The sequence below is a fragment of the Streptomyces sp. MNU76 genome (assembly GCF_020982545.1).
In the GTDB taxonomy this organism is placed as follows: Bacteria; Actinomycetota; Actinomycetes; order Streptomycetales; family Streptomycetaceae; genus Streptomyces.
In genome coordinates this window covers 354,800-380,555 of record NZ_JAJKLK010000021.1, presented here as the reverse complement: position 1 = coordinate 380,555, position 25,756 = coordinate 354,800, and the positions used below count along the sequence as shown (strand labels likewise).

Genomic DNA, 25,756 nt, shown 5'->3' with positions numbered 1-25,756 from the left:
GACGTCCCACGCTTCCCGGAACCGGAATCCGAGCCCGGATTCCGGTCCCTGCGGACAAGCGTCAGAGGGCGTGAAGAAGGTGTGCAAGGTGCATGTCGGGTCGCGATTCCACCTGTCCTCGCCGCGCTCGCTGCCGTAGGTTCGGACGCAGATGAGAGATACACCCCGCCCACAGGGGACTGTGGGTGACACCGGGTCGGGGCCTCCCCAGCTTCGCCCTGGTCGTGCCCTCGCGCACACACTCGGAGCTTCCGGCTCCGGATCTCCTCACCGATCGGATGGCCGCCCGCCCCAAACCCCCCGGGGCGTGCGGCACACCGATCCGGACGGCCGTCCTCGAACCACCCCCCCTGTTCGAGGACGGCCGACCACCCCCTCGGGCCGCAGCGCCGCCCGCCTCCTCCTTCTCGGCGGCGCCCCGGCCCTTCTCTTCGCGCTGATCACCTGGCAGGTCCTCGCGCGCGGCCCGCTGGCCCGCCTGGACGAACGCCTCAGCGACTCGCTCGTCCACCGGGGCGCCCCCACGCAGTTCCTCGCCGACCTCGGCAACATCACGGTCGCCGTCCCGGCCCTCGCCCTGGTGCTCCTGTTCGTCGCGTGGCGGGCGCGTGTCACCGGTCGGGACCACTGGTGGCGGCCGTCCGCCGCCGCGGCCCTCCTGATGGCCGCCGTACCCCTGTGGGTCGTCCCGCTGAAGGAACTCATCGCCCGGTCCGGCCCGCCGATCATGGGCCCTGGGACGGGTTTCTACCCCTCCGGCCACACCGCGACCGCCTCGGTCGCGTACGGCTCCGCCGTCCTGCTGCTGTGGCCCTGGCTGCGTGGCACCCTCGCGCGCCGCGCGGCCGTCGCCGTCGCGGTCGTCGTGAACATCGGGGTCGGCTTCGGGCTGGTCCGGCAGGGCTACCACTGGCCGCTCGACGTGGTGGCGAGCTGGTGCGTGTGCGCGCTGCTGCTCTCCTCGCTGTGGTTCGGGGTGCGGCGCCGTCCCGGGTGACGTGCGCGCTCCGTTCGACACGTGTGGGTCGGATCGACTCGACACTCGTGGGTCATTTCGACGTCCGTTCGACATCTGTTCGGTGTCCGCTTTCGCGTCGGCCGCACGGGCGGCCGACGAGAGCGGGTTGCGGCCGGGGGACGGCCGCTCGTCACGACACGGGGCGGTCGGCCCCGGCTACCGGTCTTCGTCCCTCGCCAGGCTCGCCGCCGCCTCGTGCATGGCCAGTTCGAGGAGAGCCGGGTCGATGAGGGTGCCGCTGCCGTCCGGTGGGACCAGCCAGCGGACGCCGCCGGTCTGCCGGCCCGGGTACGGCACCACGATCCAGGTGCCGCCGCCCGCGCTGCGCACCCCCGTGCCCAGCCACCGGGACGCCGTGCCCGGTGGTACGAAGAACCCCATGCGGTCGTCGCCGAAGTCGGCGAGCACGGGCCCGGTTTGATCGATGATGCGGGTCAGGACATCGAGCGTGGGATAGCCGAGTTCACCCGGCAGGATCAGCACGTCCCAGGCCCTGCCGGCCGGAAGCAGGGCGACCCCCAGGGGGTTGCGCTCCCACTCCCAGCGACAGGCCTCGGGATCCGGTGACACGGATGCCAGCCACTCGACCGCCGTCTTGGCCCCAGTCATGACAGGGACCTTCCTCTCCTAGAGCTCCTGCGGACGCGGTTTCGCGTCAGGAGCACAGACAGAGGTTCCGGCCGGGCATTACGCGGGTTCTGGCGATTTCTTGGTGGTGAATGGCGTAAGACGGTCGGGCAGGGCGCACGCCTGTCGATCACGAGTGCGCCCGCACGCCCTCTCGACCACGGGTTCCGGGTGCCCGCTGCCTCAGCTGTCGAAGCCCAGCCCGAGCCGGTCCATGGCCTTCAGCCACAGGTTGCGGCGGCCCGCGTGGGAGTCGGCGCGGGCCAGCGACCACTTGGTGAGGGCGATACCGGTCCAGGCGAACGGCTCCGGCGGGAAGGGCAGCGGCTTCTTGCGCACCATCTCCAGCTCGGTGCGCTCCGTGCGCTCCCCCGCGAGGAGGTCCAGCATGACGTCCGCGCCGAACCTGGTGGCCCCCACGCCGAGCCCGGTGTAGCCGGCCGCGTAGGCGACTCTGCCCTGGTGGGCGGTGCCGTAGAACGCGGAGAAGCGGGAGCAGGTGTCGATGGCCCCGCCCCAGGCGTGGGTGAAGCGGACGCCCTCCAGCTGCGGGAAGCAGGTGAAGAAGTGGCCGGCCAGCTTGGCGTACGTCTCCGGCCGGTCGTCGTACTCGGCGCGCACCCGGCCACCGTACTGGTAGACCGCGTCGTAGCCGCCCCAGAGGATCCGGTTGTCGGCGCTGAGCCGGAAGTAGTGGAACTGGTTGGCCGAGTCCCCGAGCCCCTGCCGGTTCTTCCAGCCGATCGACGCCAGTTGGTCGGCGGTGAGCGGCTCGGTCATCAGGGCGTAGTCGTAGACGGGGACGGTGTACGCGCGGACGCGCTTGACCAGGCTGGGGAAGATGTTGGTGCCGAGCGCCACCTGCCGGGTACGGACCTGGCCGTAGGGGGTGCGGACGGCCATGCCGGCGCCGTACGCCTTCAGGTTCAGCGCGGGCGTGTGCTCGTAGACCCGGACTCCGAGGTTCAGGCAGGCCCGCTTGAGGCCCCAGGCGAGCTTGGCGGGGTGCAGCATGGCCACGCCCCGGCGGTCGTGCAGGCCCGCCTCGAAGGTGGGTGAGGCGACCTGGTCGCGCACGGCGTCGGCGTCCAGGAACTCGATGCCGTCGGCGAGGCCCTTGCGGGCGATCTCGTCGTACCAGTCGCGCAGCTCCCAGGCCTGGTACGTCTCGGTGGCGACGTCGATCTCGCCGGTGCGTTCGAAGTCGCAGTCCAGGCCGTGGCGGGCGACCGCCGCCTCGATCTCGTCGAGGTTGCGGGCGCCCAGTTCCTCCAGCTTGTGGATCTCGTCGGGCCAGCGGGCGAGGCCGTTGGCCAGGCCGTGGGTGAGGGAGGCGGCGCAGAAGCCGCCGTTGCGGCCGGAGGCGGCCCAGCCCACCTCGCGGCCTTCCAGCAGGACGACGTCCCGTCCGGGGTCGCGCTCCTTGGCGTTCAGCGCGGTCCACAGTCCGCTGTAGCCGCCGCCGACGACCAGCAGGTCGCAGGTCTCGGCGCCGGTGAGCGCGGGCTCGGGGCGGGGCTTGCCGGGGTCTTCGAGCCAGAACGGGACCGGCTGTGCGTCGGAGAGGGACTTTGTCCAACGGTTCATGGCGCTCGGGGCCATGATTTCAACTCCCTACAGGGTCATCGAAACGAGCGGCGTCATGCCTTCTGCCGCTTTCTGCGATTTCCGATGGCCATTCCGGCCACGACGAACAGTACGGCGACCAGGAACATGGCCGTACCGACGACATTGATCTGGACGGGTGTGCCGCGTTGCGCCGAACCCCAGACGAACATGGGGAAGGTGACGGTCGATCCCGCGTTGAAATTGGTGATGATGAAATCGTCGAAGGAGAGCGCGAAGGCGAGCAACGCGCCCGCCGCGATACCGGGTGCGGCGATCGGCAGGGTGACCCGGACGAAGGTCTGGACAGGCCCGGCGTAGAGGTCGCGCGCGGCCTCCTCCAGCCTCGGGTCCATCGACATCACCCGTGCCTTGACGGCGACCACGACGAAGCTGAGGCAGAACATGATGTGGGCGATGAGGATCGTCCAGAATCCCAGCTGAGCACCCAGATTGAGGAACAGGGTGAGCAGCGAGGCGGCCATCACGACCTCGGGCATCGCCATCGGCAGGAAGATCAGCGAGTTGACGGCGCCGCGCGCGCGGAAGCGGTACCGCACCAGCGCGAAGGCGATCATCGTGCCCAGGGCGGTCGCTCCGAGCGTCGCCCAGGCGGCGAGTTGGAGGCTGAGCGAGAGCGAGCCGCACAGGTCGGCCACCCCGCACGGGTCGGTCCAGGCGGCGGTGGAGAATTCCTGCCACTCGTAGTTGAAGCGGCCTTTCGGCTGGTTGAAGGAGAAGACCGTGACGACGATGTTCGGCAGCAGGAGATATCCGAGCGTCAGCAGTCCCGCGATGACGACGAGTCGGCGCTTGAGCCAATTGACGAAGGCCATTTAAACCAGGTCCTCCGTCCCGGACTTTCGGATGTAGACCGTGACCATGAGGAGGATCGCGGCCATGAGAAGGAAGGAGAGCGCCGCCGCCGTCGGATAGTCGAGGATCCGCAGGAACTGGCTCTGGATGACGTTGCCGATCATCTGGGTGTTGGTGGAGCCGAGGAGTTCGGCGTTCACGTAGTCGCCGCTGGCCGGGATGAAGGTCAGCAGGGTGCCGGAGACGACGCCCGGCATGGAGAGCGGGAAGGTGACCCTGCGGAACGTGGTGAACGGTCGGGCGTACAGGTCACCGGCCGCCTCGTGCAGCCGTCCGTCGATGCGTTCGAGGGAGGTGTAGAGCGGCAGGATCATGAACGGCAGGAAGTTGTACGTGAGGCCGCAGACCACGGCGAGCGGGGTGGCCAGCACCCGGTCCCCGGCGGTGAGGCCGAGCCAGCTGGTGACGTCCAGGACGTGCAGCGTGTTGAGGGCGCCGACGACCGGGCCGCCGTCCGAGAGGATCGTCTTCCAGGCGAGGGTGCGGATCAGGAAGCTGGTGAAGAAGGGGGCGATCACCAGGATCAGGATCAGATTGCGCCAGCGACCGGCCCGGAAGGCGATCAGATAGGCCAGCGGATAGCCGAGGAGCAGGCACAGGATTGTCGCCGAGCCCGCGTAGAGCACCGAGCGCAGGAACTGCGGGTAGTACTCGCTCAGCGCGTCCCAGTAGGTCGCGACGTGCCAGGTGACCTGGTAGCCCTCCTCCAGCGAGCCCGTCTGCACGGACGTGGAGGCCTGGTAGACCATCGGCATCGCGAAGAAGACCAGCAGCCAGATCAGACCGGGCGCGAGCAGCAGGTAAGGCGTCCAGCGGCCCCTCTTGCGGGGCGGTTTCCCGGTGGCCGGGACCGGGGCGAGGGGTGGAGGTGCCTCGGCTTCGGCGAGGGTTCCGGTCGACATCAGACGGCCACCCCCTCGTCCACACCCGCGTCGATGTCCTGGGCGGCGTCCAGGCCGAACGTGTGCGCGGGGCTCCAGTGCAGGACGACCTCGGCGCCGGGGACGAGCCGGGTGTCGCGGTCGATGTTCTGGACGTAGACCTCGAACTCGGGGCAGACCGAGCTGTCGATCACGTACTGCGTGGAGACGCCGATGAAGCTGGTCGCGGCGATCTTCCCGGTGATGCGGTTGCGGCCGACCGGGATCTCCCCCGCGTCGTCCGCGTGGGTGAGGGTGATCTTCTCGGGGCGTACGCCGACGAGGACCTTGCCGCCGGTGGTCGCGGGCGCCGAACATCGGGCGTCGGGCAGGATCAGCTTGCCGTCGCCGGCCTTCAGCACTATGTCGTCGCCGCTGCGGGAGTCGACCTCGGCCTCGATGAGGTTGGAGGTGCCGAGGAAGTTGGCGACGAAGGTGGTCCGCGGGTTCTCGTACAGGTCGGTGGGCGAGCCGAGTTGTTCGACCCGGCCGCCGTTCATCACGGCGACCGTGTCGGCCATGGTCATGGCCTCCTCCTGGTCGTGCGTGACATGGATGAACGTGATGCCGACCTCGGTCTGGATGCGTTTGAGCTCCAGCTGCATCTGGCGGCGCAGTTTGAGGTCGAGGGCGCCGAGGGGCTCGTCGAGGAGGAGCACCTTGGGGTGGTTGATGAGGGCGCGGGCGACGGCGACGCGCTGCTGCTGGCCGCCCGAGAGCTGGTGCGGCTTCTTGCGGGCCTGCTCGCCGAGCTGGACCAGGTCCAGCATCTCCTCGACCTGCTTCTTCACGCTCTTGATGCCGCGTCGGCGCAGACCGAAGGCGACGTTCTCGAAGATGTCGAGGTGCGGGAAGAGGGCGTACGACTGGAAGACCGTGTTCACCGGCCGCTTGTACGGGGGCAGGTGCGTGACGTCCTGGTCGCCGAGTCGGACGCTTCCGCAGGAAGGTTCCTCCAGACCCGCGATCATGCGCAGGGTGGTGGTCTTGCCGCAGCCGGAGGCGCCGAGCAGGGCGAAGAAGGAACCTTCCGGCACGGTCAGGTCGAGCGGGTGCACGGCGGTGAAGGAGCCGTAGGTCTTGCCGATGCCGGAGAGGCGGACGTCGCCGCTGCCGTCGTCCGCGGCGTTCTTGCTGCTCTTCTTGCTGGTCATCGTCCTCGTCACGCCCCTGTCAGCTTCGCGAACTTCTCTTCGTACGCCGTCTCTTCCTTACTGCTGAGGGAGCGGAAGGCGTGGGACTTGGCCGCCATGGCCGCGTCGGGAATGATCAGCGGGTTGTTCGCCGCGTCCGGGTCGATCTTGGCCAGCTCCGCCTTCACTCCGTCGACGGGGCACACGTAGTTGATGTACGCCGCGAGTTCGGCGGCGGGCTTCGGCTCGTAGTAGTAGTCGATGAGCCGTTCGGCGTTGGTCTTGTGCCGGGCCCTGTTCGGGATCAGCAGGTTGTCGGTCGAGGTCATGTAGCCGCTGTCGGGGATGACGAAGTCGACGTCCGGGGAGTCGGCCCTGAGCTGGACGACGTCACCGGCCCACGCGATACAGGCCGCGAGGTCGCCCTTGGTCAGGTCGGAGGTGTAGTCGTTGCCGGTGAAGCGGCGTATCTGGCCCTTGTCGACGGCCTTCTGCAGGCGGGCGATCGCCGCGTCGTAGTCGTCGTCGCCGAACGTCGCCGGGTCCTTGCCCATGTCGAGCAGGGTCATCCCGATGCTGTCGCGCATCTCGGAGAGGAAGCCGATACGACCCTTCAACTTGGGGTTGTCGAGCATGTCGGAGACGGACCTCACCTCCTCGCCGTCCAGGGCCTTCTTGTTGAAGGCGATGACGGTCGAGATCCCCTGCCAGGGGTAGGAGTAGGCCCGCCCCGGGTCCCAGTCCGGGCTGCGGAACTGCTGGGACAGGTTCATGAAGGCGTTCGGCAGGTTGGACGCGTCCAGCTTCTGGACCCACCCGAAGCGGATCAGCCGGGCGGCGAGCCAGTCGGTGACGCAGATGAGGTCGCGTCCGGTGTCCTGGCCCGCGGCGAGCTGCGGCTTGATCTTGCCGAAGAACTCGACGTTGTCGTTGATGTCCTCGGTGTACTTGACCTTGATGCCGGTGCGCCGGGTGAACTGGTCCAGGCTGGGGTGGCGCTTGCCGCTGTCGTCGACGTCCATGTACTCGGTCCAGTTGGAGAAGTTGACCTCCTTCTCCTTGGCCGAGTGGTCCTCGGACGAGCCGCCCGAGGTGCTCTTCGCCGCGGGGATGCCGCAGGCGCTCAGCGCCCCGAGCCCGCCGACCGCGAGTGCGCCGCCCGTTCCGGCGCGCAGCAGCGAACGGCGGCTGAGCGCGGCGCGGCCGCCGGTGAGGCTGCGCCGTACGGCGGACTCCTGGGCCGGTGAGAGGCGGTCGGGCTCGTACTGCTCCATGCGCGTGGTGCCCTTTCGGACGTGCCCTTTCGGGAGGGTGGGCGGGGACCGGCCGGGGTCGGGCGGCCGGTCCCCGGGCTGACTAGCGGTCCCCGAAGATCGTGCGGTGCCAGTCCTTCCTGGCGGTCGCCGTATTGTCGAACATGACGTGCTTGATCTGGGTGTACTCCTCGAACGAGTACGCGGACATGTCCTTGCCGAAGCCGGACGCCTTGTAGCCGCCGTGCGGCATCTCGCTGATGATCGGGATGTGGTCGTTGACCCACACGCACCCGGCCTTGATCTCGCGGGTGGCGCGGCCCGTGCGGTACACGTCCCGGCTCCAGGCGGAGGCGGCGAGTCCGTACGGGGTGTCGTTGGCGAGCCGGATGCCCTCGTCGTCGCTGTCGAAGGGCAGGACCACGAGCACCGGGCCGAAGATCTCCGCCTGGACGATCTCGCTGTCCTGGGCGGCGTCCGCGATCAGGGTGGGCCGGTAGTACGCGCCGTTCTCCAGCTCTCCCCCGGGCGCTTCACCGCCGGTGACCACGCGCGCGTACGCGCGTGCCCGCTCGACGAAGGCAGCGACCCGGTCGCGCTGGACGTGCGAGATCAGGGGGCCGAGGTCGGTGCCCGGGGCGAAGGGGTCGCCGAGCCGGACGGTCTCCATCAGGGCGGCCGTCCGCGCGACGAACTCCTCGTAGAGGGGCCGCTGCACGTACGCGCGCGTGGCGGCCGTGCAGTCCTGGCCGGTGTTGATGAGGGAACCCGCGACCGCGCCGTGGACGGCGGCCTCCAGGTCGGCGTCGTCGAAGACCACGAACGGGGCCTTGCCGCCGAGCTCCAGGTGGATGCGCTTGACGGTGGCGGTGGCGATCTCGGCGACGCGCTTGCCGACGGCCGTGGACCCGGTGAAGGAGGTCATGACCACATCGGGGTGGCCGACGAGGTGCTCACCGGCCTCCCTGCCGGTGCCGGTGACGATGTTGATCACGCCGTCGGGGAGGCCGGCGTCCGTGGCGGCCTGCGCGAAGAGCAACGAGGTGAGCGGGGTGAGCTCGGCGGGCTTCAGGACGATCGTGTTGCCCGCGGCGATCGCCGGGAGGATCTTCCAGGCGGCCATCTGCAGCGGGTAGTTCCAGGGCGCGACGGAACCGACGACGCCGATGGGTTCACGGCGTACGTACGAGGTGTGGTCCCCCGAGTACTCGCCCGCCGACTGGCCCTGCAGGTGACGGGCGGCGCCCGCGAAGAACGCCGTGTTGTCGATGGTGCCGGGCACGTCGAACTCGCGCGTCAGCTTGAGCGGCTTGCCGCACTGCAGGGCCTCGGCCCGCGCGAACTCCTCCGCCCGGTCGGCCAGGACCGCGGCGAGGCGGTGCAGCGCGTCCGACCGCTCGCCGGGCGTGGTGGCGGCCCAGCCGGGGAACGCAGCGCGGGCGGCGGCGACGGCCGCGTCCACGTCGTCGGGTCCGGCCAGCTCGTAGGTGAGGACCTCGTCGCCGGTCGCGGGGTCGACGACCGCGTGGGTGCGGCCCGACGTGCCCTTGGTCGGGCGGCCGGCGACGAACTGCGCGCCGACCGCGAAGCGGTCCTGTGCGGGGAATCGTTCCGGGGTGGCGGTGCCCGGGTTCTGCATGTCGCTCTCCTCCGCCGGTGCCCCCTCTGTCCCTCGGGGGCGGGTGGCGTAGCTCCAGCTCGATTTGAGTGCCGATCCTGACAGAGCTGGGCGGCACCAACAAGTGATTCCGTTGTTGCCTTTTGGTTACGCGACGGAATCTGTCGACCAGGTGTCCAGTCGGCACAGGAAAACGAGGACGGTCTGTCAGTGGTTCCTGCCAGACTCGTCGGCATGGAGAAGATCGATTCTTGGGACACGCTGACGCAGGCGGTCCGCACGGGGGCGAGGGTCAGGTACCTGCACTTCTGGGGGCACCGGCCGCTGCCGGACGGCCGGATCGGCGCGAGCTGTCTGAGCCAGTGGTGGCCGTCACCGTTCACGGTGGACGGCGTGGAGTACGCGACGGCCGAGCACTGGATGATGGCCTCGAAGGCCCGTTTGTTCCAGGATCCGGAGGCGGAACGCAAGGCCGTGGCCGCGTCGAGCCCCGCGCAGGCCAAGAAGGTCGGGCGGCTGGTGCGCGGCTTCGACGAGGAACTGTGGGAGCGGGAGCGCTTCGGCATCGTCGTCGAGGGAAGCTTCCACAAATTCGCCGCCCACGCCGACCTACGGGGGTTCCTCCTGGGCACGGGCCACCGGGTGCTCGTCGAGGCCAGCCCCGTCGACCGGGTCTGGGGCATCGGGCTCGCGGCGGACGACGAGCGCGCCATGGACCCCGCGCGGTGGCGGGGCCCCAATCTGCTGGGCTTCGCGCTGATGGCGGCCCGGGAGAGACTGGCGAGCGGGGACGCTCCGCTGTCTGCCGGAGGCGCCGTCCGGGGGTGACACGAAGGGCGGTGGGCGGCTGCGGGCGCGTCGTGGCTGGTCGCGCAGTTCCCCGCGCCCCTGACGGGGCGCTCTTTCGAGGCGCCTACACGCCGCCTTCCCTCACCGGCAGCACCAGGGACAGCGACGTCGAGTAGCTGTCGTCGAAGGGGTCGGTGTCGGAGTCGTAACCGTCGTTCTCCGACGCCAGGACGATGAGGACGATGAAGCCGATGCCGAGCAGGATGCCGACGGCTCCGCAGATGATCCCGGCCAGGGCGTGCCCCGGGTTCGTCGCCTCGCCCCGGCGTGCCTTGGCCCGGCCGACGAAGCCGAAGATCATGGCCATGATCCCGAGCAGGATCGCGAACGGCCACAGACAGAACAGCACGGCGGCGCAGATGCCGAGCACCATCGCCGCGATCCCGATCCCGTTGCTCGGCGGTGGCGCCAGGACGGGCCAGGCGTAGCCCGCTCCCGGGCCGGGGTAACCGGCGCCGGGGTGGGCCTGCGCACCCGGATACCCCGGGTACTGGGGGTATCCGTACGGAACCTGTCCCGGCCCTTCGGGGCCGATGGGCGGAGGTAATGGCGAGCCGGGGCGCCGTAGGGCGCGGAGGCCATGGGCGTCGGGTAGGAAGCGTGGGGCGCGGGTGTGGCTTGATGTGCCTCGGTCGCGCCGGGCGCGGGCGGGGCGAAGGGATTGGGGGCCGGGCGGGCGATGGCGTCGGCTGCCGGTCACCCGGGGTGCGAACGCGCCGGAGCGGACAGCACCGTCATCTGGTCGTGCGGCGAGGGCGCGGGAGGGAGGGAGGGTAGGAGAGGCGGCAGGGTTGCCCTGCGCCGGGTGTCGGCCTACGCGGCCCAGGGATCGTACGGAGCCTGAGGCGCGGGTACGGAGGACGCGCCCGGAGCCGACCACGCGGGCGGAACCGGGGCCGCGGTCTCGGCGGAGCCCGCTGCGTCGGCGGAGTTGGTGGAGTGGGCGGAACCGGTGGACCCCGTCGGCGTGCTCGGCTTGTCGAGGGCGACCGTCGGAGTCGGTACCGCGTCCTCCGTCACCGTGGGGAGCGTGGCGCCGTCGACCACGGTCGGCGGGGCGGCGTCGTCGGTCACCGTCGGCAGCGTCGCCCCGTCGACCACGGTCAGCGGGGCGGCGTCGTCGGTCACCGTGGGGAGCGTGGTGCCGTCGACCACCGTCGGCGGTAGCGCGGCGTCGCCCTGTGGCGACGCCCACGGGGCCGGCTGTGGAGCGGCCGGTGTTTCCGGAATCGGTGCCTCGTCGGCTGACATGAGCGGGTCCCCCTGTGACGTTCCGTGCCGCTCCGCGTCGTTTCTCCGTCGGACGCGTTCATCGGACACGTTCAGCTGTACGTTCGGTCATGCTAAGGCCCGGGGTTCGATGTGTGGACGGCCGCCTACGATGATCCCCGAGTCACCGATCAGCCGATCACCCGCGTCCCCCGCAGCAGACCACGGTCCGGGGCGGACGCCGTTCCCGGGGAGAAACCTTGACCGACCGCCGCACCCCGCAGGGCGTGCCCCTGAGCCCCGCCGTCGCCGGCACCGCCGCCGCCCCCGGCGCCCGCGACCTGCACGCCTTCATCGCCGGTCTGCCGAAGGCCGAACTGCATGTGCACCACGTCGGCTCCGCCTCCCCGCATCGTCTCGGAACTGGCCGCCCGCCACCCCGACTCCCAGGTGCCCACGGACCCCGAGGCCCTCGCGGACTACTTCTCCTTCACTGACTTCGCCCACTTCATCCAGGTGTACCTGTCCGTCGTCGACCTCGTCCGCACCCCGGAGGACGTCCGTCTGCTGACGTTCGAGGTGGCCCGGGACCTCGCCCGGCAGCAGGTGCGGTACGCCGAGCTGACGATCACCCCGTACTCCTCCACCCGTCGCGGGATCGAGGAGCGGGCGTTCATGGACGCGATCGAGGACGCCCGGAAGGCGGCGGAGGCCGAGTTCGGGACCGTCCTGCGGTGGTGCTTCGACATTCCCGGCGAGGCGGGACCCATCGCGGCCGAGGAGACCACGCGGCTCGCCACCGACGACCGGCTGCGCCCCGAGGGGCTGGTGTCGTTCGGCCTCGGCGGACCCGAGGTCGGCGTGCCGAGGCCGCAGTTCAAGCCGTACTTCGACCGGGCGATCGCGGCCGGGCTGCACTCCGTGCCGCACGCCGGCGAGACCACGGGGCCCGAGACGATCTGGGACGCGCTGAACGAGCTGCGCGCGGAGCGCATCGGCCACGGCACCAGCGCGGCCCGCGACCCGAAGCTGCTGGCCCATCTCGCCGAGCGGCGGATCGCCCTGGAGGTCTGCCCCACCTCGAACATAGCGACCCGAGCGGTCCGCACCCTCGGCGAGCACCCCATCAAGGAGTTCGTGGAGGCCGGTGTGCTGGTCACCGTCAACTCCGACGACCCGCCGATGTTCGGCACCGACCTGAACACCGAGTACGCGGTGGCCGCGCGCCTCCTCGACCTCGACGAGCAGGGGGTGGCCGCGCTCGCGAAGAACGCGGTGGAGGCGTCCTTCCTCGACGAGCCGGGCAAGGCCCGGGTGACCGCCGAGATCGACACCTACACCTCGACCTGGCTGACCCCCTGATCCGATCGGCACCGGGATCCACCACCATGCGCACCGTGACAGCCGTCGCCCATCGCGGCGCCCCCTACCGCCACCGCGAGAACACGCTCGACTCCCTGCGGGCCGGGCTCGAACTGGGCGCGGACGTCGTCGAGTTCGATGTACGGACGACCCGTGACGGGGTGCCGGTCCTGCTCCACGACTCGACGCTGAACCGCCTGTGGGAGGTGGACCGGCCGCTGGCCGCGCTGTCCGCCGCCGAGCTGCGCGGGCTGACGGCCGACGGGGTGCCGACACTGGCCGACGCGCTGCTCGCCACCGAGGGCAGCCGCGTCATGGTGGATCTGCCGGGTGCGGTGAACCCGCGGGCGGTGCGACAGATCCTCGGCGTCGTGCGGGAGTGCGACGCCGAGGCCCGTGTCTACTACAGCGCCGACCCGCGGACCGTGCTCGCGGTCCGCGCCGCCGCTCCCGCGGCCGAGCTCGCCCTGACCTGGAAGACCTCCGCACCGCCGCGTCCCGCCCTGCTCGACGCCATCCGTCCGCGCTGGCTGAACTACCGCTTCGGCCTCCTCACCCGCCCCCTGGCGGACCGTGTCCACCGGGACGGCTATCTCCTCTCCGCCTGGACCCCGGACACCCGACGCTCCATGCGCCGTCTGCTGTCCTGGGGTGTCGACTCGATCACCACCAACCGCGTCGACGCCCTGTGCACCCTCAGAGCGAGCGGTGAGGGCTACACCTCGGACCGCTGAGGCACGGTCGCCGCGTCCGCCGGCCTCTCCCGTGTGACGTACTGCGGCACCGGCGCCGAGTCCTTGCCGTCGTCGCGGACGAGGCCGAAGCGGATGGCCCCCCGGTCGGGGCCGATGGCGATGTCCTCGGTCACGGCGTCCCAGGTGGAGGGGGCGACGGTGATGTTGTAGTCGGCACCGCGTTCGTTCTGGGTGAGCGTGACCGTGCCGTCGAGGTAGAAGTACTCGTTCTGCCACATCTGCTGGGTGCCCTCGGGCAGGACGGTGTAGCCGGTGTCGGGGCCGCCCATGCTCGAGGTCCTGCCGTCGGCGGAGGTCGGGTCGTCCATGCGGCGGCCTCCGCCCGAGGCGACGTGGAAGAGCTTGCCCTCCAGACCGGTCCAGGCCGGCATGACCAGTCCGCCCGGCCGGTACTGGGGCAGGATCTGCCAGCGGACCAGGACGTACCCCCGGCCCGTGAACGTCACGTTGTCGCCCCGGTGGTTCATCGCGGTCCGCGGGCCACCGCTGCTGGTGATGCCGGACTCGGGCCGGCGCGGGAGGGCGGCGGGCGGAGTGTCCGGGTCCGGCGCCCGGTCCGCCACGTCGACGACCGTGCCGTACAGGGTCTTCGGCTCCTTCTCCTTCTCCTTCTCCTTCTTCGGCGACGGGGAAGCCGAGGGGGACGGTGAGGACGACGGCGACGGGGAACGCGACGGGGTGCGGGGTGCCGGGGGCGCGGGCCCCCGGGCCGTGCTCAGCGCGGTCGGCGCGGCCTGCGTGGGCCGGTCCTCGGGGGGTTGCGTCACCACGTACGCGCCCCCGGCGACCATCGTCGCGCTCGCCGTCACCACGACGGCGGGCTTGGCGAGGGCACCGATCACCTTGGCGGACCAGCTCACGGAGGCGGTCGCGGTCGTCGCCGCCACGGCCGTCTTGCCGCCGAACGCCAGGGACAGGGTGAAGCCCACGGGGACGGGGACCAGGGCGAGCCCGACGAGGAGCCGTTCGGCGGGGACGACCTCACCGGGGCGGCCGTGGCCGTCGCAGCGGGCGCAGCCGCGGATGTGCCGGGCGATGCGCTTGCGCCACACCGAATCGGGCTGCCCGCTCCAGTGTGCGGTGACCCGGCCCAGGTCGGAGCAGGAGGCGTCGAGGGCACGGACGATGCCGCGCGCGGTCTCCAGCCGGGCCTTCATCCGCTGGACGCGGACGGCGGCGTGCTGCCTGCTGATGCCGACGGCGGCGGCGAGTTCGCGCCGGGTGAGTTCACCCGCGACCTCCAGCCACCACAGCGACAGCAGTTGCCGGTCCTCGTCGTCGAGCCAGCGGACCGCTTCCGCGACCTCCTTGCGTTGCCCTTCCAGCTGCAGTCGCAGCACGGTCAGTTCGGCGAAGTCGGCGGCGCCGTGGGCGTCGTGGTCGTCCATCTGGTCGGCGGTGCGGCGGCGCGCCCGGTCCCGTATCTGCCGCATCGCGATCGCGACCAGCCAGGAACGGAAGCTGTCCGGATCGCGCAGCGTGTCGAGGTTGTCGACGGCGCGCAGCATGGTCTCCTGCACGACGTCGTCGACGTCGGCGTGGCCGTTGAGGGCCCGGCCGACGATGTTGTAGACGAGCGGCAACCAGCCCTCGACCAGCTCGTCGAGGGCGCGCCGGTCCCCCGCCTGCGCGGCCGCGATGGTGGACCGCCACTGCCGCCCGTCCACGTACGTCCCCTTCGATCCCGCTGGGCTCACCCTGTTCACTCGGCTGTGTTCCGTACCTTCTCAGCCATCGCTGCGGCTTGGGGAACCTCCGAGGCGGAGATCACACCGCTCACACTGCTCATACGGCTCGCTCCTGCATGTGGGGAGACAGGGGTGCCTACGGAGACGGTGTGGAGACGGCCGGGATAACAGTTTTTCGGTCCCATCCACCGGTGAGGGCCTCCAGCCGCTTGACCCGCCGCCGTACGACGTGGAGCGGGATGATCCCGAAGACCCCGAACGACATGTCGATCACGGTCCACCAGAAGGGGATGTCGCGGATCGGCCCGCAGATCAGGGCCAGCGGGATGATGCCCGCGCAGGCGATCATGCCGACCTCGATGACCCAGATGTTGCGGACCGGGTCACGGTAGGGGCCGTAGAAGGACACCGCGATCACCAGGTGCGCGAAGGCCAGCCAGTCCGTGCCGTACAGGAGGAACGGGTAGGTGGCGTCGGCCTCGACGAGTCCCGCCCGCACCCGCTCGATCCACTCCACGAGCGCCGGCAGGTACTCCCCGACGGACAGCGACCGCAGCAACTCCTCGGTCCAGCGCAGCTCGTGGACCAGCGGGAAGGCTGTGGCGCCGCTCAGCACCAGACAGACGACGAAGAAGACCAACCACGCACGGATACCCTTCAACAGGGCGGCTCTGTCGCTCACGCCGTGAGCGTACGCCCCCGCTTGAACGTGTTCAAAAATGGGGGCCCGACAGATGTCGGGCCCCCACGGGAGCACGGGTTCGCGACGGACCGTCAGCCGCCGGGGGCCGAGCGGATCGCGGCGATGTCGAACTGCAGGCGCACCTTCTCGCTCACCATGGCGCCGCCCTCCGCGAGCCGTTGGTTGTAGGTGAGGCCCCATTCGGAGCGATTGATGGTGGTGGTCCCGTCGAAACCGACCCGCTCGTATCCGAACGGGTCCATGACGTGGCCTATGTAGGTGAGTTCCAGATCGACGGGACGGGTGGTGCTCTTGATCGTGAGCTCACCGGCCATGCGGTAGACATCGTTGCCCACGAGACGCACCGCCGTACTGACGAAGCGCATACGTGGATAAGTCGCGGCATCCAGGAAATCGCGACCCATCAAATGGGCATCACGTTGTTCCACCCCGGTATCGACCGACGTGGTGGACAGCACTATCTCGGCCCTCGAACGCGAAGGATCACGGCCGTCGAAATAGAGTCGACTCTGATACTCGGTGAACGCGCCTCGCACGGTCGTGACCAGGGCATGCCGGACGGAGAAACCGATACGGCTGTGCGCCGCGTCGATCATCCATTCGCCGGTCAGCATCGTGAGGGCGGGGTCGGACGTGCCGTCGGGAGCGAATGCCCCGGACTCGTGGGGGAGTCGCGAGGCTGTGGGGGCTGCCGGGCGGCGCAGGGACGCAGCACGGGTGAACAGGTTCATGATTCACGTAACTACGGCACGACGAGATGCGCCGCAACCCTTGGTCGATGAATCCGCCCGGTGCGAATCGACTACGAAAGGCCGATAAAACGCCACCACGCGCCGGACCGTTGCATTATCTCCACAGGGTCGCCACGAATTCGCTCGCCCCAATTACCCCCGGAACGGCCTGAAGAGAAAGGAAGTCAGGCGTATTCACCCAAGTCCGCACAGAGTCGTACGGAGTCATTACCGAGTCACTACGGAGTCATGTGGTGCTCTTCGGCAGCAGTCCACGGGCGAGGATGTCACGGGCCGCCGCCAGGTGCCGTCCGGCCCGCGCGAGCGAGATCTCGTGATGGCCGGGGAACAGCGCGTCCACGTCCAGCGCGGCCAGCCGGGTCAGACTGGCGGCGTACTCGGGGACCCGGCAGTCGTGCAGGTTCTGCAGGGAGACGCGTCCCCCGGTGAAGACACAGTCCCCGGAGAAGAGTGCCTGGTGGTCGGGGGTGCGCAGGTGGTAGCAGAGGTGGCCGTCCGCGTGCCCGGGCGTAGCGACGGCCCGCAGGACCACGCCGCCACCGAGGTCGATCTCCACGCCGTCTGCCAGCGCCTCGACCCGGGGGCAGGGGGCGAAGGTGTAGTCGGCCGGGTAGTACCCGGAGGCCTTTCCGCGGTCCAGGCTGACGCCCGCTTCGTCGCCCGTCGCGATCCAGCCCGTGGCTTCGGCGCCGGCCAGCACGCGCAGTCCGGGCAGCCGTTCGGCGAGCGCGGCGGCTCCACCCGCGTGGTCGGCGTGGCCGTGGGTGAGAAGGAGATGACCGGGGTCGGCGCCGGTTGCACGCACCGCGCGCACGATCGCCTCGGCGGACCGGCCCGCTCCGGCGTCCACGAGCGCACTGTGCCGGGCGCCCCTCACCAGATAGACGTGGCAGTCCGACGCGTCGCTCAGATCGAATCCGTACGCTCCGCTGGCGACGAGCGTGACATGGTCGGTCAGCCGCATGACGGCCCCTCCTGCTCTCGATACCGACGAGGTCGGAGAGGACCACCCGACGGTTCGGCCGCACGACGGCCCTCCCCCGCCTTCCCCAACGCCGGTACCGCCCCGGAGGCGACCCCTCAGCGGCACACCGCCCGTCCCTAGAGCCCCACGATCCCGTTCCACCGCCGGGCGAACTCGCGCCGCTCCCCGGAGGTGATGTCCCGGGCGACCGCGAGCCGGGCGCGCATCACGTCGTCGGGGAAGATCAGGGGGTCCTCGGCGAGGGCGGCGGTCTCCCGGTCCTTGGCCGAGGCCAGGACGTCGCGGGCCGCCGGGACGGGGCACACGTAGTTGACCCAGGCGGCGAGCTCGGCGGCCACCTCGGGGTCGTAGTAGTGGTCGACGAGGCGCTCGGCGCTCGCCTTGTGGCGTGCGAGGTTGGGGATCATCAGGGACTCGGACCAGAGTTCGGCGCCCTCCTCGGGCACGACGAACCGGATGTCCGGGTCGTCGGCCTGGAGTTGGATCACGTCCCCCGAGTAGGCCTGGCAGGCGAGGACGTCCCCGCTGGAGAGGTCCTTGATGTAGTCGTTGCCCGTGAGGCGGCGGATGTGGCCGGCCCGGACGCGGGAGGCGACCTGGTCGCAGACGGTGTGGAAGTCGTCCGCCGTCCAGCGGGTCACATCGACCCCGTTGGCCTGCATCAGCAACGCGAACGCCTCGTCCGGACCGGAGAACAGGGTGACCCGCCCCTTGAGGTCGTCCGCCCACAGGTCGGCGACCCGGCGTATCTCGCGGCCCACCTTCCGCCGGTTGTACGCGATACCGGTGATTCCCGACTGCCACGGCACCGTGCAGGCCCGGCCCGGATCGAAGGCGGGCGACCGGAGCTGCGGATCGAGATGGCGGCCGACGTTGGGCTGCCGGGCCCGGTCCATCTCCTGCACCCAGCCGAGCCGTACGAACCGCGCGCACATCCAGTCACTGACGACGACGAGGTCACGGCCGGTCTGCTGATGGTTCATCAGAGCCGGGCCGATCTTGCCGAAGAACTCGTCGTTGTCGTTGATCTCCTCGACGTAGTCGACGGCGATCCCGGTGCGCTCCTCGAACGCCTCCAGCGTCGGCCGCCGTGTGTCGTCCTCGTCGTCCGTGTCGATGTAGAGCGGCCAGTTCGACCAGCTCAGCCGCTTGTCCCGGGCCGAGAGGTCGACCCCGGCCCGGTCCCCGGGCGCCACGTAGGCGGCGGGCACACCGCACCCGGCGAGTGCGCCGAAAGCCGCCCCCACACCCAGCAGGGAGCGACGCGTGAACATACGGGCCCCCGCGCCCCGATGGGCCGAAGGCCCTACGAGGGCGCGGGGAACTGCGCGATCAACCACGACGAACCCTCAGCCGACAACCGAACCCTCAGTCCAGCGACGTCATCACGTGCTTGATCCGCGTGTAGTCGTCGAACCCGTAACCCGAGAGGTCCTTGCCGTACCCGGACTTCTTGAACCCGCCGTGCGGCATCTCCGCGACCAGCGGGATGTGCGTGTTGATCCACACACACCCGAAGTCCAGCGCCTTCGACATCCGCATGGCCCGCCCGTGGTCCTTCGTCCACACCGACGAGGCCAGCGCGTACTCCACGCCGTTCGCCCACTCGACGGCCTGTCCCTCGTCGGAGAAGGACTGCACGGTGATGACCGGCCCGAAGACCTCCTTCTGGATGATCTCGTCGTCCTGCTTCAGCCCGGAGACGACGGTCGGCGCGTAGAAGTACCCCTTCTCACCGACCTGGTGGCCACCGGCCTCGACCTTGGCGTGGGCCGGCAGCCGCTCGATGAACCCGGCGACCTGCTTGAGCTGGTTGGGGTTGTTGAGCGGGCCGTACAGCACGTCCTCGTCGTCCGGCTGCCCGGTCTTCGTCTCGGCCGCCGCCTTCGCGAGCGCGGCCACGAACTCGTCGTGGATGCCCTCCTGGACGAGGACACGGGTCGCGGCCGTACAGTCCTGCCCGGCGTTGAAGAAGCCCGCCACCGAGATGTCCTCGACGGCCTTGGCGATGTCGGTGTCGGCGAAGACGACGACCGGCGCCTTGCCGCCCAGCTCCAGGTGGACCCGCTTAAGGTCCCTGGACGCGGACTCGGCGACGGACATGCCGGCTCGCACGGACCCGGTGATGGACGCCATGGCCGGGACCGGGTGCTCGACCATCAGCCGGCCGGTGTCACGGTCGCCGGTGATGACGTTGAAGACGCCCTTGGGCAGGATCGCCCCGATGATCTCGGCCATCAGGACGGTCGACGCGGGCGTCGTGTCCGACGGCTTCAGCACGACCGTGTTGCCCGCGGCGATCGCCGGCGCGAACTTCCACACGGCCATCATCATCGGGTAGTTCCAGGGCGCGACCTGGGCGCAGACACCGACCGGCTCACGGCGGACGATCGAGGTCATGCCCTCCATGTACTCTCCGGCCGAGCGGCCCTCCAGCATCCGCGCGGCGCCCGCGAAGAAGCGGATCTGGTCCACCATCGGCGGGATCTCCTCGGAGCGGGTCAGCCCGATCGGCTTGCCCGTGTTCTCCACCTCCGCCGCGATGAGTTCCTCGGCCCGCTCCTCGAACGCGTCGGCGATCTTCAGCAGGGCCTTCTGACGCTCGGCCGGGGTCGTGTCCCGCCAGCCCGGGAACGCGGCCTCGGCGGCGGCCATCGCCGCGTCGACATCGGCCTGACCCGACAGGGGCGCGGTCGCGTAGGCCTCGCCCGTCGCGGGGTTGACCACCTCGGTGGTCCGTCCGTCGACGGCGTCACGGAACTCCCCGTCGACGTAGTTTCGTAGCGTGCGCAGTCGACCCAGCTCGGTGCTCACTGCCGGCCCTCCAGGTTCGGTGTCCAGGTTGGGGTGTCCATCCCTTGAGACACCACCCTAATCCGCCGCCCCACGTTTTCAACACCCCTGACACCTCGCTGACTGCGAAATCCGCAAGCTACGACCTCGTAAACAACGAATTTCATCGGTTCAGCCTTGCGGAACTGTCGAGACGTCGTGCACAGTGTGCCCGTGGCCAGTCGAAGCTCAGAGCAGAAGGACTCCAAGGACTCCAAGGAGCCCAGGAACGGCACTCCCCAGTTGGACGCCGTCTCCCTCGCCATCGTCGAGCAGCTGCAGGAGGACGGCCGTCGGCCGTACGCCGCGATCGGCAAGGCCGTCGGCCTCTCCGAGGCGGCCGTGCGCCAGCGCGTCCAGAAGCTGCTCGACCAGGGCGTGATGCAGATCGTCGCCGTCACCGACCCGCTCACCGTGGGTTTCCGGCGGCAGGCGATGCTCGGCATCAACGTCGACGGCGATCTGGATCCCGTGGCGGACGCCCTGACGGCCATGTCGGAGGTCGAGTACATCGTGATCACCGCCGGCTCCTTCGACCTGATGGCGGAGGTCGTCTGCGAAGACGACGACCACCTCCTGGAGGTCATCAACAAGCGCATCCGGACCCTGCCCGGCGTGCGCTCCACCGAGAGCTTCGTCTACCTCAAGCTCAAGAAGCAGACCTACATGTGGGGAACCCGATGACCGTGAGGACGGATAAGCCGTGAGCCCCAAGGACCTCAGCCAGACCGCGTACGACCACCTGTGGATGCACTTCACCCGCATGTCCTCGTACGAGAACTCCCCGGTCCCCACCATCGTCCGGGGCGAGGGCACGTACATCTACGACGACAAGGGCAAGCGGTACCTCGACGGTCTCGCCGGTCTCTTCGTGGTCCAGGCCGGCCACGGCCGCACCGAACTGGCGGAGACCGCGTTCAAGCAGGCGCAGGAGCTGGCCTTCTTCCCGGTGTGGTCGTACGCCCACCCGAAGGCCGTCGAGCTGGCGGAACGTATCGCCTCCCATGCGCCCGGCGATCTGAACAAGGTCTTCTTCACCACCGGCGGCGGCGAGGCGGTCGAGACGGCCTGGAAGCTCGCCAAGCAGTACTTCAAGCTCCAGGGCAAGCCGACCAAGTACAAGGTCATCTCCCGTGCCGTCGCCTACCACGGCACCCCGCAGGGCGCCCTGTCCATCACCGGCCTGCCGGCCCTGAAGGCCCCCTTCGAGCCGCTGGTGCCGGGCGCGCACAAGGTCCCGAACACCAACATCTACCGCGCCCCGATCCACGGCGACGACCCGGAGGCCTTCGGCCGCTGGGCCGCCGACCAGATCGAGCAGCAGATCCTCTTCGAGGGTCCGGAGACGGTCGCGGCCGTCTTCCTGGAGCCGGTGCAGAACGCCGGGGGCTGCTTCCCGCCGCCGCCCGGCTACTTCCGGCGGGTCCGCGAGATCTGCGACCAGTACGACGTCCTGCTGGTGTCGGACGAGGTCATCTGCGCCTTCGGCAGGCTCGGCACGATGTTCGCCTGCGACAAGTTCGGCTACGTCCCGGACATGATCACCTGCGCCAAGGGCATGACCTCCGGCTACTCCCCGATCGGCGCCTGCGTCGTCTCGGACCGCATAGCCGAGCCCTTCTACAAGGGCGACAACACCTTCCTGCACGGCTACACCTTCGGCGGCCACCCGGTCTCCGCGGCCGTCGGCCTCGCCAACCTCGACCTGTTCGAGCGCGAGAAGCTCAACCAGCACGTCCTCGACAACGAGGCGGCCTTCCGGTCCACCCTGGAGAAGCTGCACGACCTGCCGATCGTCGGCGACGTCCGCGGCAACGGCTATTTCTACGGAATCGAGCTGGTCAAGGACAAGGCGACGAAGGAGAGCTTCGACGACAACGAGACCGAGCGGATCCTCTACGGCTTCCTGTCGAAGAAGCTGTTCGAGAACGGCCTCTACTGCCGGGCCGACGACCGCGGCGACCCGGTCGTGCAGCTCGCCCCGCCGCTGATCTCCGACCAGTCGACCTTCGACGAGATCGAACAGATCCTGCGCGCGACGCTGACGGAGGCGTGGACCCTGCTGTAGGCAGCTTGCCGTCTGCGATCTGGTGCGGGCGCCGCACCCGTCACACCCCACCGCCGCGGTCTCCGGCCTCGTCGCCTTCCGGCGGTGGGGCGCGAACCGCCCGTCTCGCGGCCCGGGGCGCCCCCATCCGAGTGAGATGGGGGCGCCCCGGGCCGTGTGCTGTCCGCCCCCCGCCGCCCCGACTCCCTAGCGTGCCTCTGTAACCGATCGGCCCTGCCTTCGTTCCCCCGGACGGGGGGCTCCCCCGGCAATCCTGATCCGAACCGAGGTGTACGCCCATGGTGGCCCCGCCGGACAACGACGTGCTCTGGGCACGTGGTCTGACCTACGCGCACGACGGCACGCCCGCCCTGCACGGTGTGTCGATGGGGGTCCGGGAGGGCGAGATCCTCGCCGTCACCGGCCCGCGCGGCAGCGGCAAGACCACGCTCCTGCGGTGCCTGTCCGGACAGTTGCGGGCCCAGCGGGGAGAGGTGTGGTTCAACAGCGTCCCCGTGCACACGATGGGGGCGCTCGCCCGGGAACGGCTGCGGCTCGACCGCTTCGGGTGGATCGACCCCGAGCCGGTCCTCGTCCCCGAGCTGAACGTCTGGGAGAACACCGCCCTGCCGCTCATGCTGCGCGGCACCGGGCGTCGGGCCGCCAAGGCCGCCGCCCTGGAGTGGCTGGAGCGCCTCGACGTTCGCGACCTGGCCCGCAAGCGCCCGCACGCCCTCCGCCAGTCGGAGCGCCAGCGCGTGGTGGTGGCCCGCGCCCTCGTCTGCGCCCCCACGGTCCTCTTCGCCGACGAACCGACCGCCCCGCTGCACCGCGCCGAACACACCCACGTCCTGCGCACGCTCACCACGGCGGCCCGCTCCCACCGGATCACGGTCGTCCTCGCCACCCACGACCCCGACACGGCGGCCCTGGCAGACCGCACGGTGTCCCTCCTGGACGGCCGCCAAGTGAAGACGGTTCACCTGCCCGCCACCACGCCCCCCGAGCCCCGCACCGACCGCCGCACCCCACCGGCCCCCCTCCCGCGCCGCCCCGCACCGCCTCGGCCGAACCCAGTCACCACGACACCGAACGGGCCCACCCCCGACACGACAACGCCCCCACCCCGGCGACCCGCCCGAGGCCACGGCCCCGAAGCCTCCCTCCCCACGCCGGAGGCGGCCCCGCCCGCAGCCGAGGGGATGCCCGGCCACCCGCCGAAGGGAAAGCCCGACCCACGCCCCAAGCCGCCGACGAACAACCGCCCCCACCGCAGAAGTCGTACGCCCCGCCACCGAAGGAGAAACCCGGCCCCCGCCGAAGGGGAAGCCCGGCAGTCCGGCGGAGCCGACGGTCGCCCGGCCCTCGCCATGGATGCCGACCGCCCCGCCACCGAAGTGGTTCGCCCCGCAGCCGAAGGAGAGGCCCGGCCGCCCACCGAAGGACAAGCCCCGTCACCCGCCGAAAACGCCACCAGGCAGCCCGCCCAAGCCGACGAACAACCGGCCCCCACCACAGAAGTCGTACGCCCCGCCACCGAAGGAGAAACCCGGCCCCCCGCCGAAGGGGAAGCCCGGCAGTCCGGCGGAGCCGAGGGTCCGTCGGCCGGGGCGGCGCGGCCCTCCGCGGCCGACGGGGAAGGCCGGGCAGCGTGCTCGCTCTCCGTCTAGCCCGCCGGGCCCACCCCGTGGTCCAGCTCCGCCGGCTCCTGGTGGCCGCGGCCGCCGGCGGCACCGGCTTCCTGCTGCTCTGCGCCCTCGGCCACGCCATGGCCCACCCGCACGCCCCGTCCGGCCGGTGCCCGCCTGGCCTGGTGCGTGGCGCCCGCCGCCGCCACTGTACTTCGCGGTGACGGTCGCCCGCACCGACCCTGGCACCCGCCCCGCCCCGGCTCTCCGCGATCGGCCTCGGCCCCAGCCACTTCATGGCCATCTCCGCGGTCACCACGGCCCTGTCCACCGTCCTCGGCTCCCTCCTCGCCCTCCTCTTCTTCCTCCATCTGCGCGGCGACCTCACCGGCCTCCCCTTCGACGGCGCGGCCATGGACGTCCTCGCCGCCGGACGGCCCCTGCCCCTCCCGGCCGCCCTCACCCTCCTCAGCGTCGTCCCGGCCGCCGCCTCCGTCACCACCGCACTCGTCCTGCGCCCCAAGGACACCAGGACCCGGCCCACCGGCCCCCGAACCCGCTTCATGGCGTACGACACCTTCGCCATCGGCCGGCGCACCGCGCCCCCGGCGGGCGCCACGAGGTACGAGGAGGAGCCGGACAACGAGGAAGGGACCGTCTCCGAGACCGCTCATGAGCCGACGGAACCGCCGGCACCGCGACCGGCCCCCGGCGGCCTCCCCTGGGGCATCACGGTGCTCGCCGTCGGCCTCGCCCTGGAGACCTACGCCGGCCGGTCCGGCGAACACTCCGGCCTCACCCTCCCCGGCGGCTTCGCCGACAGCCCCGCGGGCGTCCTCGGCGGCTGGCTGCTCACCGCCCTGGGGCTGGTCCTCACCGGGCCCGGCCTCACCCACCTCACCGGACGCCTGCTCCAGTCCGTACGCCCCGGCGCACGGCGGCTCCTCGCCGGGCGCGTGCTCCAGGAGGAGGCCCGGCGCATCGGTCGCCCGCTCGGCGTGGTCTGCGCGGTGGCCTCCGGCGCGTACGCCATGGTGACGCTGGCCTCAGGCGTACGCCCCACGGTCGGCCCGCTGACCCTGTTGGGCGCGCTCGTGGTCGCCGGCTGCGCCGTGCTCACCCTCGCGACAGCCGCCGTCGAGGCTCGGCGGGCCCGCGCGGACACCATGGCCGCGCTGGTGCGGCTGGGGGCGCCCCGCGCCCTGCCCCGGCAGGCGGCCCTGCTCCGCGCGGGCGCCCTCCTCGCCGTGTTCGGCACCCTGACCTGGACGATCGCCCAGGTCGCGGCGCTACCGCTGGCCGCCTGAGAACTCGTACGAAAAAAGTTCGCGCGCGGCGATGAGTTTCGCCGGGGCCCTCGGTCTACCCCTCCGAACGGACCGAAACGGATACGACGGATACAGGAGCGACCCCGCCATGTACCAGCAGATGATCTTCGTGAACCTGCCCGTGAACGACCTCGACGCCTCGAAGAAGTTCTTCACGGAGCTCGGCTACTCGCTCAACCCCCAGTTCAGCGACGAGAACGCGGCCTCCGTCGTGATCAGCGACACCATCGTGGCGATGCTGCTCACCAAGCCGTTCTACGCGACCTTCACCAAGAAGGAGATCGCGGATGCCTCGAAGACCAGCGAGGTGCTGCTCTGTCTGAGCGCCGAGAGCCGCGCGAAGGTCGACGAACTGGTCGAGAAGGCGGTCGCCGCCGGCGGCACCGCGTCGGAGAAGGTGCAGGAGATGGACTTCATGTACGGCCGCGCCTTCGACGACCTCGACGGCCACACCTGGGAGGTCGTATGGATGGACCCGTCCGCGATCGAGGGCTGAACGCTCCGCCGGTCCACCCGACGCGTACCCCCGCGCCCGTCAGGGGCGCGGGGAACTGCGCGAGCCCCCACC

At 70.5% G+C, this 25,756-nt stretch carries 22 protein-coding genes and 3 pseudogenes; 9 read left to right on the top strand and 16 right to left on the bottom strand.

Going from position 1 to position 25,756, the window contains the following annotated elements:
• Positions 1-307: 307 nt before the first annotated feature.
• The gene (locus tag E4N62_RS34690; RefSeq protein WP_230220828.1) at positions 308-997 is read left to right on the top strand and encodes a phosphatase PAP2 family protein; all 690 of its coding nucleotides are present in this window, start codon (positions 308-310) and stop codon (positions 995-997) included.
• A 177-nt stretch (positions 998-1,174) separates the two neighbouring features.
• Here the strand turns inward: E4N62_RS34690 and E4N62_RS34685 are convergent, their stop codons facing one another.
• The 7 genes from E4N62_RS34685 to E4N62_RS34655 all read right to left on the bottom strand — a co-directional run bounded on the left by E4N62_RS34685 (position 1,175) and on the right by E4N62_RS34655 (position 9,071).
• The gene (locus E4N62_RS34685; protein WP_230220826.1) at positions 1,175-1,627 is read right to left on the bottom strand and encodes a hypothetical protein; all 453 of its coding nucleotides are present in this window, start codon (positions 1,625-1,627) and stop codon (positions 1,175-1,177) included.
• A 201-nt stretch (positions 1,628-1,828) separates the two neighbouring features.
• Entirely contained in the window at positions 1,829-3,247 is a 1,419-nt protein-coding gene (locus E4N62_RS34680) for an FAD-binding oxidoreductase (protein ID WP_230220824.1), read from the bottom strand.
• A gap of 38 nt (positions 3,248-3,285) precedes the next feature.
• Positions 3,286-4,086, bottom strand: coding sequence for an ABC transporter permease (locus E4N62_RS34675; RefSeq protein WP_230220822.1), 801 nt, complete (start codon positions 4,084-4,086; stop codon positions 3,286-3,288).
• Entirely contained in the window at positions 4,087-5,028 is a 942-nt protein-coding gene (locus E4N62_RS34670) for an ABC transporter permease (protein WP_230220820.1), read from the bottom strand.
• Entirely contained in the window at positions 5,028-6,200 is a 1,173-nt protein-coding gene (locus E4N62_RS34665) for an ABC transporter ATP-binding protein (RefSeq protein ID WP_230220818.1), read from the bottom strand. The genes E4N62_RS34670 and E4N62_RS34665 overlap by 1 nt, the downstream gene beginning before the upstream one ends.
• An 8-nt stretch (positions 6,201-6,208) precedes the next feature.
• The gene (locus E4N62_RS34660; protein WP_230220816.1) at positions 6,209-7,453 is read right to left on the bottom strand and encodes a spermidine/putrescine ABC transporter substrate-binding protein; all 1,245 of its coding nucleotides are present in this window, start codon (positions 7,451-7,453) and stop codon (positions 6,209-6,211) included.
• 82 nt (positions 7,454-7,535) lie between these two features.
• Positions 7,536-9,071, bottom strand: a complete 1,536-nt coding sequence (locus E4N62_RS34655) for a gamma-aminobutyraldehyde dehydrogenase (protein ID WP_230220814.1) — start codon at positions 9,069-9,071, stop codon at positions 7,536-7,538.
• A gap of 213 nt (positions 9,072-9,284) precedes the next feature.
• Here E4N62_RS34655 and E4N62_RS34650 point away from each other — a divergent pair, with 213 nt between their 5' ends.
• A complete protein-coding gene (locus E4N62_RS34650; RefSeq protein ID WP_230220811.1) occupies positions 9,285-9,878 on the top strand; it encodes an NADAR family protein in 594 nt (197 codons plus the stop codon).
• 85 nt (positions 9,879-9,963) lie between these two features.
• Here E4N62_RS34650 and E4N62_RS34645 read toward each other — a convergent pair whose 3' ends face one another.
• From E4N62_RS34645 to E4N62_RS49775, 3 genes are all read right to left on the bottom strand, one after another.
• Positions 9,964-10,272: a DUF4190 domain-containing protein gene (locus tag E4N62_RS34645; protein ID WP_230220809.1), complete on the bottom strand. Its 309-nt coding sequence runs from the start codon at positions 10,270-10,272 to the stop codon at positions 9,964-9,966.
• Positions 10,273-10,712: 440 nt separating this feature from the next.
• Positions 10,713-11,150 (bottom strand): hypothetical protein, encoded by a 438-nt coding sequence (locus E4N62_RS34640; protein WP_230220807.1) that lies wholly within the window; start codon positions 11,148-11,150, stop codon positions 10,713-10,715.
• Positions 11,151-11,299: 149 nt separating this feature from the next.
• The gene (locus E4N62_RS49775; RefSeq protein WP_230220985.1) at positions 11,300-11,500 is read right to left on the bottom strand and encodes a hypothetical protein; all 201 of its coding nucleotides are present in this window, start codon (positions 11,498-11,500) and stop codon (positions 11,300-11,302) included.
• On the opposite strand from E4N62_RS49775, the pseudogene E4N62_RS34630 reads away from it, so the two are divergent.
• Both E4N62_RS34630 and E4N62_RS34625 read left to right on the top strand, forming a co-directional pair.
• A pseudogene (locus E4N62_RS34630) lies at positions 11,402-12,470 on the top strand (adenosine deaminase). The gene E4N62_RS49775 and the pseudogene E4N62_RS34630 overlap by 99 nt on opposite strands.
• A gap of 26 nt (positions 12,471-12,496) precedes the next feature.
• The gene (locus tag E4N62_RS34625; RefSeq protein ID WP_230220805.1) at positions 12,497-13,204 is read left to right on the top strand and encodes a glycerophosphodiester phosphodiesterase; all 708 of its coding nucleotides are present in this window, start codon (positions 12,497-12,499) and stop codon (positions 13,202-13,204) included.
• On the opposite strand, the gene E4N62_RS34620 is transcribed toward E4N62_RS34625, so the two are convergent.
• From E4N62_RS34620 to E4N62_RS34595, 6 genes are all read right to left on the bottom strand, one after another.
• Positions 13,186-14,892 (bottom strand): sigma-70 family RNA polymerase sigma factor, encoded by a 1,707-nt coding sequence (locus tag E4N62_RS34620; RefSeq protein WP_230220803.1) that lies wholly within the window; start codon positions 14,890-14,892, stop codon positions 13,186-13,188. The genes E4N62_RS34625 and E4N62_RS34620 overlap by 19 nt on opposite strands.
• Before the next feature lie 157 nt (positions 14,893-15,049).
• Positions 15,050-15,595, bottom strand: coding sequence for a hypothetical protein (locus E4N62_RS34615; RefSeq protein WP_230220801.1), 546 nt, complete (start codon positions 15,593-15,595; stop codon positions 15,050-15,052).
• 92 nt (positions 15,596-15,687) lie between these two features.
• Entirely contained in the window at positions 15,688-16,347 is a 660-nt protein-coding gene (locus tag E4N62_RS34610) for a YceI family protein (protein WP_230220799.1), read from the bottom strand.
• Between the two features lie 247 nt (positions 16,348-16,594).
• Positions 16,595-17,332, bottom strand: coding sequence for an MBL fold metallo-hydrolase (locus tag E4N62_RS34605; protein WP_230220796.1), 738 nt, complete (start codon positions 17,330-17,332; stop codon positions 16,595-16,597).
• A 137-nt stretch (positions 17,333-17,469) separates the two neighbouring features.
• Positions 17,470-18,627, bottom strand: coding sequence for a PotD/PotF family extracellular solute-binding protein (locus tag E4N62_RS34600; RefSeq protein WP_230220794.1), 1,158 nt, complete (start codon positions 18,625-18,627; stop codon positions 17,470-17,472).
• 94 nt (positions 18,628-18,721) lie between these two features.
• A complete protein-coding gene (locus tag E4N62_RS34595) occupies positions 18,722-20,167 on the bottom strand; it encodes a gamma-aminobutyraldehyde dehydrogenase (protein ID WP_184899909.1) in 1,446 nt (481 codons plus the stop codon).
• Positions 20,168-20,344: 177 nt separating this feature from the next.
• On the opposite strand from E4N62_RS34595, the gene E4N62_RS34590 reads away from it, so the two are divergent.
• The 5 genes and pseudogenes from E4N62_RS34590 (at position 20,345) to E4N62_RS34570 (ending at position 25,684) form a co-directional block, all read left to right on the top strand.
• Complete coding sequence (locus tag E4N62_RS34590; RefSeq protein WP_230220792.1) at positions 20,345-20,869, top strand: Lrp/AsnC family transcriptional regulator; 525 nt, start codon at positions 20,345-20,347, stop codon at positions 20,867-20,869.
• A 19-nt stretch (positions 20,870-20,888) separates the two neighbouring features.
• Complete coding sequence (locus E4N62_RS34585; protein ID WP_374117132.1) at positions 20,889-22,253, top strand: aspartate aminotransferase family protein; 1,365 nt, start codon at positions 20,889-20,891, stop codon at positions 22,251-22,253.
• A gap of 278 nt (positions 22,254-22,531) precedes the next feature.
• A pseudogene (locus tag E4N62_RS34580) lies at positions 22,532-23,245 on the top strand (ABC transporter ATP-binding protein); the annotation flags it as partial.
• A 638-nt stretch (positions 23,246-23,883) separates the two neighbouring features.
• Positions 23,884-25,167: pseudogene (locus E4N62_RS34575) on the top strand (hypothetical protein).
• 109 nt (positions 25,168-25,276) lie between these two features.
• On the top strand, positions 25,277-25,684 hold the full coding sequence (locus tag E4N62_RS34570; RefSeq protein WP_184899902.1) for a VOC family protein: 408 nt from the start codon (positions 25,277-25,279) through the stop codon (positions 25,682-25,684).
• The last annotated feature ends 72 nt before the right edge of the window (positions 25,685-25,756 follow it).